Source organism: Saccharomonospora sp. NPDC046836 (assembly GCF_040645195.1).
In the GTDB taxonomy this organism is placed as follows: Bacteria; Actinomycetota; Actinomycetes; order Mycobacteriales; family Pseudonocardiaceae; genus Prauserella_A.
The window spans coordinates 76,514-92,207 of record NZ_JBEYXW010000026.1; the positions used below are offsets into that span (position 1 = coordinate 76,514).

Below are 15,694 nucleotides of genomic sequence, written 5' to 3' on the forward strand. Positions count from 1 at the left end.
TCGGGGCTATGGCGCAGCTGGTAGCGCACCTCACTGGCAGTGAGGGGGTCAGGGGTTCGAGTCCCCTTAGCTCCACAGTTTCAAGATAGCCCGGCACTGCGTTTTCCGCAGGTCGGGCATTGTTTTTAGGTGGCGAAATCTTGTCCATTGTGGACTCCTATTAAGTTACCCTTCAGTAACTGGGGCAAAACTGGGGCAGTCGGTGACCCCCTTTGAAACGGGGTCACCAAAAACTGCCCCAGGCCATTAACCCGGATGGGTGTTTTCGGAAGGCTCTTGCGGTTCAAGGTTCGTGTCGCCGGGATCGGCAATCTGGGCCGGGTCTTGAGCAGACGGGCTGACGCGCTGCCCAGCGCGCGGCAATGACTGTCGCTTCGCGGGTGTTGGCGCCCCGGGAAATCTGAGATCCAGGCTGGCGTAACGGCGCGCTGCGGCCGGGAGATTAGGCAAGCGTGACAACGGTGCCCTGCGTTGAGGCCGATGCTCTCGCTTATCGAGGGCCTGGAGTCACCTTTGGCGCACTACGCGGTGGGGGGCGAGACACGGACCTTGTTCGGCTGGTTCGGGATCTGGCGTCGCCAGCTTGTCGATCTCGCACAGGCATCAGAACAAGGTCTTCTGATCGGCTGTTTTGTACCCCCGGTCCAGCTGCCTCGCGTCCCGTCGAGGCGACCGGGTTGTTGTGAGATGCGCACGCAATCGACGCGAGGTCTTCGCGCAGTGTCGCCGGTGCTGGTCGCGAGGGTGGCTTCGGCGAACATGCGACGTGATCGTCCACGAGTTGCTTCACCTGCGCGACCGCATTCAGGGGAAGCGCTTCGAAGCCACGATGTCCGCCATCGTGCCGCTTTGAGGCGAGCTTGAGCGACGGAGCCAACACTCCACGGAACAGGTCGCTCGTGGATAACGACGGAGGGAAACCTGGCAATGGCGTTTCAGGGCAAGACCAAGAAGGTCCAGCAGCAGTTCGGCTCCCCGGAGGAGATGTACCTTCGCGGGTCATTGCCGCGGACGGCCGACGCTGTCAGCTCGCTGTGGATCCACCAGGGTGACGTTCTCCGTGCCTATGCCGAGAAGCACCAGGACACGGCCGACCTCGCCCTGGAACTGCCAACCGGCACGGGAAAGACGCTGCCGGGACTGCTCATCGCCGAATGGGTCCGGCGCAAGGCAGAAGGACCGGTGCTGTTTGCGGCTCCGACCAGGCAACTCGCCGACCAGGTGGCGAAAACAGCGAAGAACGAAGGGGTGCCTGCTCGTCTCCTGATCGGCAGCCACCTCGGCTGGAGTGCGACGGACCGGACGGATGTCGAGGGCGGCGAAGCGATCGCGATCACGACGTATAGCTCGATCTTCAACAGCCACCCGAAGCTGCCCGAGCCGCGTCTCGTCGTGCTTGACGATGCCCATGCTGGTGAGCAGTTCGTCGGCGAGCAGTACGGCATTACGATCCGCCGGTACGAGGCGGAGGCCGCCTACCTAACGGTCCTGGAGGCCCTGAGGCCGTTCACGTCGGGTCTGCAGATCCAGCGGCTCCAGGGTGCGCCGGATCCCGGCGCGCATCACCAGGTGCGTCTCATCGTGCCCGCCGTCGATGCGGCCGCGCTCGCGCGGCTCGACACTGCTCTGGCTCGGCTCGCTGAGCCCTTCAAGTTCCAGTTCGCCATGATCCGCAGCGGACTTGCCTCCAGCTGCGTCTACGTCTCCTACGGCGGCATCCAGATCCGCCCGATGATTCCGCCGACCTTCGAAAACCGAGTGTTCTCTCGTGCTGGCCAGCGGGTGTACCTGTCGGCAACTCTCGGCTCTGGCGGAGAGCTTGAGCGGGCTTTCGGTCGCTTCGAAATCACCCGAATGCCACTCCCATCCAAGACCCCACCGCGGTCCGGCCGACGCCTGTTCGTCTTCCCCGACCTCGTCAAGGGTGGCGACGCCGTCGGCCTGACGAAGGGCGTCGTCGCCGTCACGAATAAGGCGCTCGTGCTCAGCCAGACGACGTCAGCGGTGGCCGAACAGGCGGCGCGTTTGCTCGCGGGTGAAGGAGTCCCCGCATTCGGCAAGGAGATTGTTGAGCAGGGCCTCGCCAGCTTCGCCAAGGCGCCAATAGGCGTGCTCGGCCTCGCGAACAGATACGACGGCATGGACCTGCCAGGTGACCACTGTCGGATCATGGTGCTCGACGGCAAGCCGGACGCCGTGAGTTTGCAGGAGAAGTTTCTCAGCGAACGAGCGGAGGCAAGCGCCGCACTCTCCGAGCGTCTGCGGACACGGATCGTGCAGGGCGCTGGACGCGCAACTCGTGGTCCGAACGATTACGCCGTCGTGGTAGTGCGTGGCGCCGACATCACGCGGTACTTCTCGCGCCGGGAGAACCAGACCGCCTTGGAGCCCGAGCTGCAAGCAGAGGTCCAGTTCGGATGGGACAACAGCAAGGGACAGGACGCCGGGGACATCCTGGACAACGTTCGGATCTTCCTCGATCACGATGTCGAGTGGCGCGAGGGCGGTGAGCCCCACCTCGCTGAGTTTCGTGAGGAGGCCGAGAAGGTCGAGGTGCCTGGCGCTGCCGCGCTCGGTGAGTCCGCACAGCTGGAGGTCGAAGCCTGGGAGCTCGCGTTCGGTGAGGACTGGACCGCAGCCAGCCAGAAGCTCGAGGAAGCTGCTCGCGTGGTCGGCAAGGGTGGCGCCGCCACCCGGGGCTACCGCGGGCTGCTGCTCTACCTGGCTGGCGTCTGGCTGCACCTGGGCGCTGAGAGCGAGGCGCACCGCGCCCACTCACGCCAGCTCGTCCGCGACGCGGCCAAGGCATCGATTCGCGGCACGTGGCTAAAGGAGATGAAGGAGATGCCCGGGGCCGAAGAGGTGCCGCTCGCCGTCGCCGATGTAGTGGCGATCAACGCCATCGTCGCCAAGATCACTGGGAAGCTCAAGCCGAACAAGATCAAGGAAGTCCTCGCGGAGATGTGCGAGGCGCTGGGGCAAGAAAACGCGACGCCGTACGAGGTGGCTCTGAACACCCTCGGGGCCTTCCTCGGTGCGGAGGCGGCCAAGCCTGCCGGTCAGGGGCGCTGCGATTCAGCCTGGCGCTGGGGTTCCGCGCTCTGGGTGACACTGGAGGCGAAGTCGGAGGAGCACTCCGATGGCCTGCTGCCGCTCAAGGATATCCGGCAGGCCAACACACAGCTCGATCAGCTGGCCACTGACCAGGGCGTCGACAACGCTCCGGCGGGGAGCCCGACGATCATCGTCTCCGATCGCCTGACGCCTGCTCCCGAGCACGCCGCTGTAGCGAACCCGAACGTCTATCTGGCGTCGACCGACGTGGTTAGTCAGATTGCCGGCGACATCGATGTGGTCTGGGCCAACCTGCTTGCGAGTGTTGCGAAGCAGGAACCGGTGCACGTGCTGCGGCGCCACGTGCAGGAGACGCTCGCGGAGAGCGGTTGTCTCCCGACCCAGGTGGTCGATCGGTTTACCCAGGAGCGCATCCGGCCGGGCGAGGCATGACATGCTGCTGCGCCCTGATCACAGCGATTTCCTGGACGGCCTGTACTCGAGCCTCGCCGAGTTGTACGCGACCTGTAGCGCGATCTGCCAGACTTCACGGCGGGCGAGCGGGCCGGGCTCTTCATCGGCACGGCGGCCGAGATGCACGGACTGAGCATGGGAAGTGTGGACGAGAGCCAGGTTCCCTGCCGGGTGTGCCGCACACCGAGCGTGATCACAGCAGAGACGACTGGCTGCCCTCGCTGGCCGTCGTCCTGGTTGAAGCGCGTTGCGATCGAGCTTACGCATCTTCTGCTCGGCACCAGCAGCGTCGACCTTTCGATCGCACCTAGGGGAGCGACCGTACCGCCGACGATCGCGTGTGCGCCCCACCCACAGCCAGTACGACCCCAGGTGGTCCGGATTGCGTCCCTGCCCGTTTGACCTCCGCCAGGGGTTCAATCTTGCATCACCCCAGGCGACGGTTCGAGGGCTACCGCAACGGCCTCCAGTTCGGCGAGCGCGGCGGTGAGGTCCTCGATGATCTCGCGGGCGATGAGATGGGGCGCTGGGAGGTTATCGGTGTCTTCGAGCGACTCATCACGGAGCCACGTGATGTCCAGGTTGACTTTGTCCCGCGCGATGAGTTCGTCGTAGGTGAACGACTTGAACCGCTCGGACTCGATCCGCTCTGAGCGCGGCCCTCCGGGCGCATAGCACTCGACGAAGTCGTCAAGGTCCAGGCGACGCAGCGGGTTCTGCTTGAGCGTGAAGTGTTGGTTGGTGCGCAGGTCGTAGACCCAGAGCCTCTCGGTCCAGGGATGCTCGGCCGCGGGCTTCTTGTCGAAGAACAGCACGTTCGCCTTCACACCCTGCGCATAGAAGATGCCGGTCGGCAGACGCAGCATGGTATGGAGGTCGAAGTCACGGAGCAGCTTGCGCCGCAGAATCTCGCCGGCGCCACCCTCGAAGAGAACGTTGTCGGGGAGTACCACGGCTGCCCGACCGTTGATGTCCAGGATCGTGGAGATGTGCTGGAGGAAGTTGAGCTGCTTGTTCGACGTAGTGACGACGAAATCCTGGCGCTCAATCTCGCGGTCTTCGCGCACTTCGGCCCCGTCGGCGCCGATCATCATCAAGGATGATTTCCGGCCAAACGGTGGATTGGACAGTACGACCGACCACCGCTCGCCTGGGTCGGCGATTAGGGCGTCCCGGACCTCGATCAACGAGTCACCGGCCGGGTCGCCGATGCCGTGAAGGATCAGGTTCATCGCTGCGAGTCGGGCTGTGCCGTCAACCAGCTCGTAGCCGTAGACGAAGTCGTGCTGCAGGTGGTTCTTCTCGGTTCGCGTCATCGACTCCGAACCACGGGAGGCGTACTCGTGCGCAGCGAGCAGAAAGCCACCTGTTCCGGAAGCGGGGTCAACCACTCTGTCCTTCACCGTCGGCTGGACACAGTCGACCATCGCCTGGATGACGGCGCGCGGCGTGAAGTACTGACCCGCGCCGGACTTGATGTCCTCGGCCCCCTTTGACAAGAGCGCCTCGTAGGCGTCGCCCTTGATGTCGGTGCCGGTGGCCGACCAGTTTTCTTTGTCGATGAGGTCGACAATGAGTCGCTTCAGCTTCGCAGGGTCCTGGATCCGGTTCTGCGCCTTGCGGAAGATGGTGCCGAGCACACCCGGTCGTTTCCCCAGTTCCTCCAGGATGTGCCGGTACTGCGTCTCCAGTGCGTCGCCCTTGGCGTCCAGTAGTGTCTGCCAGGAGTACTCCGACGGGACGATCTGCTGCGGGTTGAGCTTCCGGGTGGCGCGCTCGTGCGCCATCTTGAGGAACAGAAGGTAGGTGAGCTGCTCGGTGTACTCGATCGTGCCGACACCGTCGTCGCGCAGTACGTTGCAATACGACCACAGCTTGTCGACCAAGCGACGCGCGTCAGACACCAGCAAACTCCTCAATTCGATCGTCGATCGCTCGGTCCGTAAGTCGTCCGGAGAACGCCTCCGTTAGCACGGATCGTCGCAAAGTCGTTGTGCGAGATTCAATGGAATTGATCGAAGCTCTGACTCTTTCGATGGTTGACAGGCGCTCCGCTGCTACGCGAACGATCTCCACCTGCTCTTCGATCGGAGGGATTGGGAACTCGACCGGCTTCAAGCGGGAGGCAGACAAGTGGGCTATATTTGTGGTAATGCGAGACTCTCGCCTGAATCGTCCGACGTGCATGTGGCGACGAAAGACGAGAAGGGCGAACTCTGGTATTACGTTGGGGCCCGCCCTAAAACGTAGAAGACTATTCGTGAACGCGACCTCGGGCAGCTCGCCGCGGTAGATTGCTGGCCGCCCCAGGAGCTCCGGGCTTTGCCCCTCGTTGAGCAGGATGTCGCCCTGATGAAGTTTAAATCTCTCAAAAGTACCTTCAGGCCAGTGCATGGCTTTGACGTCGCGCACGTCAATTCGATCCTCGAAGACATTTGCGACGCGAAGGTAGGGCTTCATATTACTACCGTTGTGCCAATCGGGATGCCGCTGTCGGCCAAGTTCGACCGTTCCTGCCTCCGCGACAGTAGAGTGCTTCCAGGTGATCGGATAGTTGGATTCGTCTGGGATTAGGGTGGCAAGAACACCCTTGCGAAGCGTGTCCAATCTCAAGGTTGCCAAGGTGCATGATTTGAGCACAGCATCAATAATGGAAAGGTGGTCTTCGAGTATATCGACGATACGTCGTTGTTCATCCACGGGAGGAATAACCAGTTCAATACGCCGCAATTCACTCTGGCGAATACCAGTCACCGTCGTCCCGGACGATCGCCGACTCAGTTGACTTCTTACCTGAGGAGACTCAAGTGCCCATCGAAGAAATCGATTGTCAAGCAACCCAGCCTTTCCTCTCAGGGCGAACAGACGTTGGCTGAGGACCAAAGGCGAGTCTGAGGGAACAAAGGCAACAGATCCGAGTGGGGCTTCCGATGTGAGGAGTACGTCGCCGCGCCGTAGTCTATCTGGCATCCAGCGTTTGAACATTTCAGGCGTAACAAAGCGCTCGCGCAACGAAAAATCTACCTTACCACCTTTGATGTGAAGGGCAGAGATCACAGGGATGCCCTCGTCCACGAAAACACCACCTAGCTTTCCAGGTGTCTTTCCGCGATGATCGATGATCGTCTCAAGAGCGTCCCCCAGCGCAATGCGTTGCCAATCGCTTTCTACATGGTTCAAGCTGTGAGCTCCCTGTTGAGTTTGTCGATGAGATCGGCTGTATCATCGCCAAGGTCTCGAAGCGCACCATCAGTGCCGCCGCGCTCGGTGAAGGGCGGCCGATCGAGATCCTGAGGGCTGATTCCAGCGGACGACGCGATTACCTCAACCATGCGATCGAGCCACCACCTCTCGGTCTCGCTGAACTGGACTCCGGTCTGTTCTTGCTGGGTAAGCCACGCAGCGTAGCGCTCGCGGACTCGCTCGGCGTACGGGACCAGTTCGTCGTCTTCGCCGATGGTGAAGCGCATAAGCGACACCAGGTCGGTCAGGGTGTGCCGGGTGCCGCGCCGGACGCGGCCCGTTTCGATGGCCTCGTAGGCGGCCCAGATCACCTCGGGTGTCCAGTTGTGGGGCGGCCGGCTGATCCGCTCGGCGAGTTCCTGGATGTCGTCGAAGGAGACGCGCCGTTCGTGGGCCTCGGTCATCAGTTGGATGGCGGTGATCTCGTCGCGGTGGTCGGTGAGGTACTGCGCCCACGACTCGACGATGGACTGGGCGCGACCGGTGTCGACCACGCCGTGCGCGTCCAGGAGCACGTCCACACTGACCTCGTCGATGACCTGGTCGTGGGCGCGACGGAGTTCGAGGATGCGGTTGCGCAGCTCGGGGTTGGCAGCTAGCGGCCGGACCGCCCAGTCGAGGAGCTGCTGGATTGCGGCGGCCGGATCGGCGGCCCCCTGAATGGCCTGGGCCTGCTTGTCCGGGTCCACGGCATCCACAAGGTCGCGAACCATCGACTGGACCGGGGTTCCGGCGACCTGGTCCAGCTCGGCTCGCTCGGCGGGCGTGAGCTGCAACTCGAGGGCCGTCAGGCGGGAGGCGAGGGTGGCGCTCTCGCCTTCGGTGAGCGTGAGGGTGGCTGCCTTGTCGAGCAGCTTCTTCAGGCTGATGCCCTTCTCTCGGTTCAGGGGCGGGTCGACGAAGTCGTGCTCGGTGACGCCAACGGCGTCGACGATCACGAAGCGGGTCTTCTCGGTGGCGTCCGGGGTGACCGCGCGGAAGTCGGCCGAGGGGATTGTGCGCGCGCCGCGGCCCTTCATCTGCTCGAAGTACTGCGCGGAGCGGACGTCGCGCATGAAGAACACGCACTCCAGCGGCTTGACGTCGGTGCCGGTGGCGATCATGTCCACGGTGACCGCGATCCGCAGGACCGCCGACGTGCGGAAGGCCTGGAGCTGGCCCTTGGGGTCCTTCGCATTGTAGGTGATCTTGGTGGCGAAGTCGTTGCCCTTGCCGAAGACCTCTCGAACGGTGGTGACGACCTCTTCGGCGTGGTTGTCGTCCTTGCAGAAGATCAGGGTTTTGGGGACGGTCCCACGGCCGGGGAAGATCTCGGGCAGCTTGTCGCGGAAGGTCTCCAGGACCAGGCGGATCTGGCTGGTCGAGGTCACCGCCCGGTCCAGTTGCCGGCTGGTGTAGACGAGGTCCTCGTCGAGTGCCTCCAGCCGTTGGGCGCGGGTGCGGCGATCGACCATCGGCACGACGGTTCCGGCCTCGATCGAGGAACCGTCGGCGGTGATCTGGGTCTTGATTCGGTACAGGTCGAAGTCGACGTTGACCAGGTCGGCCACCGACTCGGGGTAGGTGTACTCGGACACCAGGTTCTGGCGGAAGAACCCGAAGGTCTGCTTCCCCGGCGTGGCGGTCAGGCCGACGATGTGGGCGTCGAAATACTCCAGCACCCCGCGCCACACGCCGTAGATGGAGCGATGCGCCTCGTCCACGATGACCAGGTCGAACGTCTCCGGCGGCATCAACGGGTTGTACGCCACCGTGACCGGCGTGTCGGGGACGTAGCCGTCCAACCCAGGATCGTCACCATCGGCAACATTCTCATTTCGGATGGCCTTGAAGACCCGCTGGATCGTCGAGATCACCACGTGGCTCGAGCCGAGCATCCCCGCGCCGGTGAGCTTGTCGACGTTGTAGATCTCGGTGAACCGGCGCCCATCGTCGGGTGTGCGGTAGTTCTGGAACTCGGCCAACGTCTGATCTCCCAGGTTGTTGCGGTCGACCAGGAAGAGCACCCGGTTGAACTCGCCATGCTTGAGCAGACGGTAGGACTCGGCCACGGCCGTGTAGGTCTTGCCAGCCCCGGTGGCCATCTGCACCAGCGAGCGATCGAACCGCTGCTCGGCCAGCGACTTCTCGATCCCCCGGATCGCCGCGACCTGGGCCTTGCGCATCGGCCGCTCGTCCAATGCTGGCATCGCCTGAACCTTCGCGCGCCAGGTCGGCCGGGCTGGGTCACGCTCTGCGTCGCGCATGAGCCGGGCGAGGGCCTCGGGCTTGGGGGCGTTGAACACTCGTCGCGCACGCGGCTGGGGGTCGTAGCCGTTCGTGAAGTGGGTCTCGGTGCCGGTGGCCTCAAACACGAACGGCAACCGGCCGTCGACGGTCAACGCCTTAAGGCGTACCTCGGCCGGCAGCCCTTCGGCGTACATGGCGGACTGCCACTCTACCCCGGACAGCGTCGTACCCACCGGCTTCGCCTCAATGACCCCGACAACCCGCTGGTCGACATAGAGCAGATAGTCCACTCGACCATGCCCCTTGGCCATGATCATCTCGCGGACCGCAACGCCCTGGCCGGCGAACAAGTTGAGCTGCTTTCGATCCTGAACCAGCCATCCGGCGTCCGCCAACTGCTGGTCAATCAGCAGCCGCGCCCGCTGTTCGGCCGCCAGACTGGGATCGTTCGTCACCTCACCGTCTCCCCCGGTACCGTTGTTGACCATCAAAGGTATCTTCCACCATAGGTACGACAGCACAAAGCAGTCAGCAGCCGACCCGACGGTGAGCAGCGGTGAGCCCGTGCGATGCGAAGGTCGTCGGGCTGAGTAAACAAGTCACGCTGCTGTCGCCTGGGCGAGGCTTGCCTGACCCGTCCGAAACGGGTCGGGCCAGCAGCGAGCAAGCTAGCGGAAAGCGCTCGCCCGGTCGGCTTCATCAGGCGGGGACCGGCCGAGGCTCGACATTGTTGACCTCCGCACGGTGTTAGTGGTGTATCCGTCCGCGGCACTGGACGAGCTGCTCGCACCGGGCTGTTGGCGGGTGGTTCGGCATGACCGTGCAGCCGGACCAGCCTTCGGGGGTGTCGGCGGAGGTGGAGGCCGCTCGGCTGCTGCTGTTACGGATGGGTTTGTCCCCCGAAGACCTGCTGGCCGTCCCGGTGGCGCGGCCGCCGGTGCCGACGTTCGCCGAGTACGTCCCGGTTGTGTCTGCCGCGGTCAGTGAGAGAGACCGGGGTCAGCCGCTGTGAGGCGGCAGGTGCCGGCTGGTGAAGCGATTCCAGCAGGGAGCGCACCACTGTCCCCGGGGTACAGAGTGACGGCATGCTCGCGGCAGCGGTCGAGGTTCGGCGGCGCGCCAGTCAGGGCGGCGACGGCGATCAGGTTGAGGTGGCCGGGCCCGGTAACTCTCTTACAGGGCGGTGAATGGCGCGACGAGTTGGTGCGGGCTGTTGGGCAATAGCAGCGTGACTCGCTGACGTGCTCTCGTCAGGACGACGTACAGTAGCCTGCTCGCACTCTCGAAGGGCTCGAACTCGGTTCCGTAGTAGTCGTTGGGGCGGAAGACGGCCACGATGGCGTCGGACTCACGCCCTTTGGTCTGGTGGAGGTTCATCACCTGCAAAGCAGCGTGGTCTCCGGCGTCGACGTCGGTGAAGGACTCCATCCGCGTGATCTCGACTTGGCGGCTGACGGCGTCGAGTGCGTGGCCGAACACGGTCATCAGCCGAGTGACTTCGGATGCTGCGCGCTGCCACTGCCTATTGCCGCGGTTGAGTCCCAACGTCGGCCATGCGGTAGCCGCGACGTGGGCGGCGGCGTCGAGGTCAGGCGCGTCGGACAGAGCTGTGCGGAGTTCGTCCAGTCGTGTGGCGAGAAGCCCCTCGGCTTGTCCGTTGCCGATGATGAATGCCAGCTCTGGGGCGTACTTACTCCGGACGGTGGAGGTGTACAAGACGGCTATGCGGACCAGAACATCATCCCAGGCGACCTTTCCCGCGGCGAACTGAAGCATCATCATGAAGGTGCTCAGCGCTTCTCCGTAGCTTTCGGACAGACCGACAGCGACGTGCTCGACACCTCGTTCGGTGAGCGCGGCGGACATGGCGGCCGTGGGTTCGTTGCCGTGCAAGAAGATTCCGAAGCTTTGAGCACCGCGCTGGCGGCCTTCTTCGATCGCGGCGCACACTTTGTCTACTGCGGGATGGTCATCGACCCCGGTGACGATGCAGAGCCTCCCGTTGTCCAATGATTCGGCCAGAGAGGGGTGGGTGAAGTTCCGTTGTCGCACGGCTTCGGCAACCGTGGGCAGAAGCTGGGTCGGATCCCGGTATGAGCCCAACGGTAGGGGGACCTGGTCGGCGCCTGGTCGCGCGAGCGCGGCGGCAAGCCTTTCGGGACCGACTCCCTTTCTGCCGGGGATCTTGTCGTAGATCATCTGGTTGAGGTCGCCGAGCAGCAGCAGGCGGTTGCCGACTTCAGTGAGGCGCTCAAGGAGGGACCACTGTTCGCTGTCGGTGTCCTGGAACTCATCGCAGACCACGAGCGACCATCGCCGTTGCGTGAGCGGACCGATGTGTGGAAGACGAAGGATCTTGAGCGCTTCAGGAAGCAAGTCGTTGTAGGACAAGACATTGGGATCCTCACGGAACAGCTTACTTTCTGCCTCGCCGCGCAATGTCGGACGCTCTTTATGGCCAGCGTAACGACCGAAGTCGCACAGCAGTTGCCACGCCAATCCATGAAACGTCAGGATATCCACCCGATCAGCGATATCGCGGAGGATTCCCTTGCTGCGACTGAGAATCTGTGTCACCGCGGTTCGACTGAAGGTCAAGAACAGCACCCGATCACGAGCAGCGCCAGCAGCTGCGATTGCGTCTTGCCGCAACAGATGTGCGCGAGCCGCCGCCGCGGCCGTGACAGTCTTGCCGGTGCCGGCACCGCCGAGGACCAGAAGCGTCGGAGCTTCGCTGATGCAGACGTCGCGCTGCTTGCCAATGGGTTTGAACCGCTGGGTCGTGGTCATAGGCTCAACGTCACCGGCCCCGTGGTCGTTCCTCTCGCGAGTTCCACCGCCTTGTCCAGGAATTGGATGGCGACGTTCGGCTGTACCTTTCCTGACAACAGGTACACATATTGTGCGTGTAGGCCGGATTTGTGAAGTGCTTTCGCGACGCGCTTGGCCAAGTCGCCGTCGTTGAGCTGGTCCAAGTCTGTCAAGCCGAGTTGCCAGTGGTAGTTCAAATCGGTGAACGCGTCGAGGAGGTTCTGCCGCGGGATGCCGTGCACGAGGGACATCTCGATCGCGAATCGTTCGGGCAGACGAACAACGTCATCGGCGACGAGCTGCGCGTTGGCGAACGAGGTGTCCGCGCCTTGGTCAGGCTTGTCGAAGTCGAGACCGGCGATCACGCGGAAGCCGAGTTGACGAGCCAGCTTGCAGATCTTGATGACCTCGGTATGGCCTTCGCTTTCGACAAACCGCACCCCATAGGCCGCGGGGACCGGCTTGCCTGTACGGCGCTGGCTGATGGCCGTCAAGGCGGCGACGTCATGTCGGCCCTCGAATACGACGATGGCTCGACTGCTCATTGCGGGAAGCAGCTGCAGATGTAGTTGCCGCAGCACGTTGAGTTCGCGCTTGTCGGCGGGCGAAATCATCTGGTGAGCGGCGCGTTCACCTGTCCGCAGGGAGAGCCGAACCATCTCCTCGGGACGAAACGCACGCGCGGCGTCCGACCGCCGTGTCGACATCCACAGCTGATCGCACGAGTTGCGCAGCTCGCGGGCAAGATGTTCGGCCGCTCCGGCGTCGAGCTGGTCGCCGAAGTCGTCGCATACGACGATCGCGCCGCCTTGGTCAGCGATCAGGAGTGCCTCGGCTGCCGCGAGTACAGCGGCGTGTGTACGCGGTGAAGTCACGGGGTTCCCGGCCGAGGGCACGCTGAACCCCATCAGAGAGACGCGCATCATTGCCGTTGCGGATGAACTCGCTCATCGCCACGCTGCCATCCGCGCCTTCTTCTGAGTAGTACCGTCCGGTCAGAAACGCCCAGTACTCCGCGGCGGTGGCGGCATGCGTGAGGATCGATCGCCCGAGTTCGGCAGCGATGATCTCGACCGCTTCCGTGATCGTGATCGCCTTGGGGCCGGTCAGCTCATACTCGTGCCCGTGATGCCGATCCTGGGTCAACGCTGCGGCAGCAACAGCCGCGATGTCTTCGGCGTCGATGAACGGGTGGCGGCCATCGCCGGTGCCGAACACCAACTCACCCTCGGTGACGCCGTCAGCCAGGAACGGTTCCTCACTGAAGTTCTGCGCGAACCAGACCGGGCGCAGGATCGTCCACGCGGTCCCCGAACTGCGAACAACCTCCTCGCGCGCAAGACCGTCCGCATAGCCGGTGTCCACCCACTCCCGCGCCGATAACAGAACAAGACGCCGTACCCCGGAATCGACCGCGCGACGAGTGAACGTGGCAAGCCGATCTGTTCCGCTGGGAGACTCGTCAGGAACGATATAGACCGCAGAGGCACCGGTCACCGCGTCTGCCCAGGAACCCTCATCGGCCCAGTCGAACCTTGTGGAACCACGACGCGACGCCGCCTTCACCACGTAACCATCTGCGAGGAGTAGACGGGCGACACGTCGCCCTGTCTTGCCGGTGCCGCCGAGCGCGGTGATTGATTCTGCGTTCATACCTCCATTACAGAGCCAAACACTGAGACGATGAATATCTCAAACACTCCATTTCATACGTGATCGTCTAGGATGTGAGGGTGGATGCTTTGACCTCGATGCTCGATCACTTGCGTTCATCAGGTGCGCTCGTCGGAACAAACATCCTCACACCACCGTGGGCAATCCGCTTCGAAGACACCGTGCCACTGACCATCGTCACGATGCTCCGTGGAGAAGCCTGGCTCATCCCCGACGTCAGCCACCCTGCCGGTGATACTGCGCCCATGCGGCTTCATCGCGGTGACCTTGCCGTCGTCAACGGCAGCACCCCGTTCACGGTCACCAGCGAGCATGACGCCGCGATTGAACCGCTCTACATCCTCGAAGACCCCACCACCTGCACCGACGGTTCCGGGCGAGTGCTCGACCCCGGTGAACTCATGCTCGGCGTCCGCAGCTGCGGGGCACGCCTGGACGGTGAACACGCGATGCTCACCAGCACCTACCGCACTACGGGCGCGGCCGCAGAACGCGTCCTCTCCGCCCTGCCGAACATCGTCTTGATCCCGCAAGAACGGCAACCCACACCACTGCGCCTGATCGAAGACGAAATCGCCCGAGACCAACCCGGACAACAAGCCGTTCTCGACAGACTCCTCGACCTGCTCCTCGTCGCGACCCTGCGCGACTGGTTCGCGCTCCCTGAAACCGACACCCCGGCCTGGTATCGCGCGATGAGCGACCCCGTCGTCGGGCCAACCCTGCGCGCGATCCACGACAACCCGGCCGCGCCCTGGACTGTGGAAACCCTCGCACGCGAAGCCAACGTCTCCCGGGCAGCGCTCGCACGCCGATTCACCGGCCTGCTCGACGAAACCCCCATCGCCTACCTCACCGGCTGGCGACTCTGCCTCGCTGCCGATCTCCTCCGAGACACCGACGCCACCGTCGAGCACGTGGCACACCAAGTGGGCTACTCCAACGCCTTCGCCCTCAGCACCGCCTTCGCCCGCCAATTCGGCTACCGCCCCACCGAACACCGACGCCTCACCAAACGAGCCTGACAGTGCCCGAAGCGCGGATGTCCTGTCTGCGCAAAAAGAGCTGCCACGCGTCTTGCAATCGAGGATTCAGCGCGTCGTGAGAGGCTTGATGCATGGCTTCTCCGCAGACGCTCGACGATGCTGATCGGCGTCTCGTCGCGCTGTGGGCAGCGGACTGCGCCGAGCGAGTCCTGCCGCTGTTCGAGGCCGAGGCTCCGAACGATAACCGAGCAAGAGATGGTGTTGAGCGGACGCGGGCGTAAGCCGTGGCGAACTCGATGCCGCTGGCGAGATCAAGCGGAGACTCGTCGCCGGACGCGCGGCTCAGTCTGTGAAGTCACCCGCAGCGGTTGCAGCAGCTCGGGCCGCCGGCCAGGCTTCGGCCGTTGCCCACATGGGAGCTCATGCACTCGGAACAGCTGCGTACGCCGCGAAAGCCGCCGCGCTCGCCGCGGGCGACCATGAAGCCGCGCGCAGCGACGAAGTCCGCTGGCAACTGGATCACATGACAGCTGATGTCCGTTCGGCGTTGGCGAGCTTGCCACCGCTCGGACAGGACTCCTCTGGACCGCTCGGTAAAGGCCTCCTGGCGTCGGGAGCGCTCGCCGTGACGATCCACGAGATCCAGGCAGAACTAGGTTCTGGCACGCGGTAGCTGCCACGAGTTGCAAGAGGCGTGCCGTCTCAAAAGCAAGTCTGAACGGCAGAGCTCGGCTGGCTGCGCGGGGCGCGGCTGAGGGCGCCTCGACCATTGGTGCGGCGGACATCAGCGCCCTCCGAGACCACGGCTGGACCGACAGAGCCATTGCTGAGGTCGTTGGTGTCGTCACGGTCAATCTGATGACCGGCGCGTTCAACCTCGTCGCCGGGATCGAACCGGCCGACGACCGAGCGCAAGACACTCCCACAACACCCTGACTTTCACCCAGGACGATGATGCCGGGTCGCAGCCCGCCACCGAGCGCGGTGCAGCGACCCGGCATCGCCCCGTTCCACACCAACAAGTGTTCGAACCCGGCGGACGCTCCCGCCATGCCCGAGGACCAGCCGTGGATGGCTCCAAGGTCACCGACCCGGTGACGGTGGGGTCTGCTTGTACCCTGTGTGCTCACGGAGTGCCAAGCGAATCTCCCGATGGAAAGATCAACGAAAGGGTTTTCCTTGCCGTCTAAGCATCGCATCGGATTGTTGCTGGCTCTCCTGCT

11 protein-coding genes and 1 tRNA gene are annotated in these 15,694 nt (G+C 63.7%); 6 read left to right on the forward strand and 6 right to left on the reverse strand.

Features of this window, described 5'->3' with window-relative positions; all coding sequences use genetic code 11:
- The first annotated feature begins 2 nt into the window (after positions 1-2).
- Positions 3-75 (forward strand) — tRNA-Ala (locus ABZ863_RS25520).
- Positions 76-927: 852 nt separating this feature from the next.
- Entirely contained in the window at positions 928-3,507 is a 2,580-nt protein-coding gene (locus ABZ863_RS25525) for a DEAD/DEAH box helicase (protein ID WP_358540271.1), read from the forward strand.
- Positions 3,508-3,944: 437 nt separating this feature from the next.
- On the opposite strand, the gene ABZ863_RS25530 is transcribed toward ABZ863_RS25525, so the two are convergent.
- Genes ABZ863_RS25530 through ABZ863_RS25540 form a run of 3 tightly spaced genes read right to left on the reverse strand, consistent with a single transcriptional unit; the run spans position 3,945 to position 9,455 of the window.
- The gene (locus tag ABZ863_RS25530; protein ID WP_358540273.1) at positions 3,945-5,432 is read right to left on the reverse strand and encodes a class I SAM-dependent DNA methyltransferase; all 1,488 of its coding nucleotides are present in this window, start codon (positions 5,430-5,432) and stop codon (positions 3,945-3,947) included.
- On the reverse strand, positions 5,425-6,708 hold the full coding sequence (locus ABZ863_RS25535; protein WP_358540275.1) for a restriction endonuclease subunit S: 1,284 nt from the start codon (positions 6,706-6,708) through the stop codon (positions 5,425-5,427). The genes ABZ863_RS25530 and ABZ863_RS25535 overlap by 8 nt, the downstream gene beginning before the upstream one ends.
- Entirely contained in the window at positions 6,705-9,455 is a 2,751-nt protein-coding gene (locus ABZ863_RS25540) for a DEAD/DEAH box helicase family protein (RefSeq protein WP_358540277.1), read from the reverse strand. The genes ABZ863_RS25535 and ABZ863_RS25540 overlap by 4 nt, the downstream gene beginning before the upstream one ends.
- Before the next feature lie 359 nt (positions 9,456-9,814).
- Here ABZ863_RS25540 and ABZ863_RS25545 point away from each other — a divergent pair, with 359 nt between their 5' ends.
- Entirely contained in the window at positions 9,815-10,012 is a 198-nt protein-coding gene (locus ABZ863_RS25545) for a hypothetical protein (protein WP_358540279.1), read from the forward strand.
- 161 nt (positions 10,013-10,173) lie between these two features.
- On the opposite strand, the gene ABZ863_RS25550 is transcribed toward ABZ863_RS25545, so the two are convergent.
- Genes ABZ863_RS25550 through ABZ863_RS25560 form a run of 3 tightly spaced genes read right to left on the reverse strand, consistent with a single transcriptional unit; the run spans position 10,174 to position 13,464 of the window.
- Positions 10,174-11,790, reverse strand: coding sequence for a UvrD-helicase domain-containing protein (locus ABZ863_RS25550; RefSeq protein ID WP_358540282.1), 1,617 nt, complete (start codon positions 11,788-11,790; stop codon positions 10,174-10,176).
- Complete coding sequence (locus tag ABZ863_RS25555; protein WP_358540284.1) at positions 11,787-12,686, reverse strand: TOPRIM nucleotidyl transferase/hydrolase domain-containing protein; 900 nt, start codon at positions 12,684-12,686, stop codon at positions 11,787-11,789. The genes ABZ863_RS25550 and ABZ863_RS25555 overlap by 4 nt, the downstream gene beginning before the upstream one ends.
- Positions 12,625-13,464: an NAD(P)H-binding protein gene (locus tag ABZ863_RS25560; protein WP_358540286.1), complete on the reverse strand. Its 840-nt coding sequence runs from the start codon at positions 13,462-13,464 to the stop codon at positions 12,625-12,627. Before ABZ863_RS25560 ends, ABZ863_RS25555 begins: the two co-directional genes overlap by 62 nt.
- Positions 13,465-13,544: 80 nt before the next feature.
- Here ABZ863_RS25560 and ABZ863_RS25565 point away from each other — a divergent pair, with 80 nt between their 5' ends.
- The 3 genes from ABZ863_RS25565 to ABZ863_RS25575 all read left to right on the forward strand — a co-directional run bounded on the left by ABZ863_RS25565 (position 13,545) and on the right by ABZ863_RS25575 (position 15,144).
- Positions 13,545-14,510, forward strand: a complete 966-nt coding sequence (locus ABZ863_RS25565) for an AraC family transcriptional regulator (RefSeq protein WP_358540288.1) — start codon at positions 13,545-13,547, stop codon at positions 14,508-14,510.
- Positions 14,511-14,602: 92 nt separating this feature from the next.
- A complete protein-coding gene (locus ABZ863_RS25570) occupies positions 14,603-14,752 on the forward strand; it encodes a putative immunity protein (protein WP_358540291.1) in 150 nt (49 codons plus the stop codon).
- 29 nt (positions 14,753-14,781) lie between these two features.
- On the forward strand, positions 14,782-15,144 hold the full coding sequence (locus ABZ863_RS25575; protein ID WP_358540309.1) for a putative immunity protein: 363 nt from the start codon (positions 14,782-14,784) through the stop codon (positions 15,142-15,144).
- The last annotated feature ends 550 nt before the right edge of the window (positions 15,145-15,694 follow it).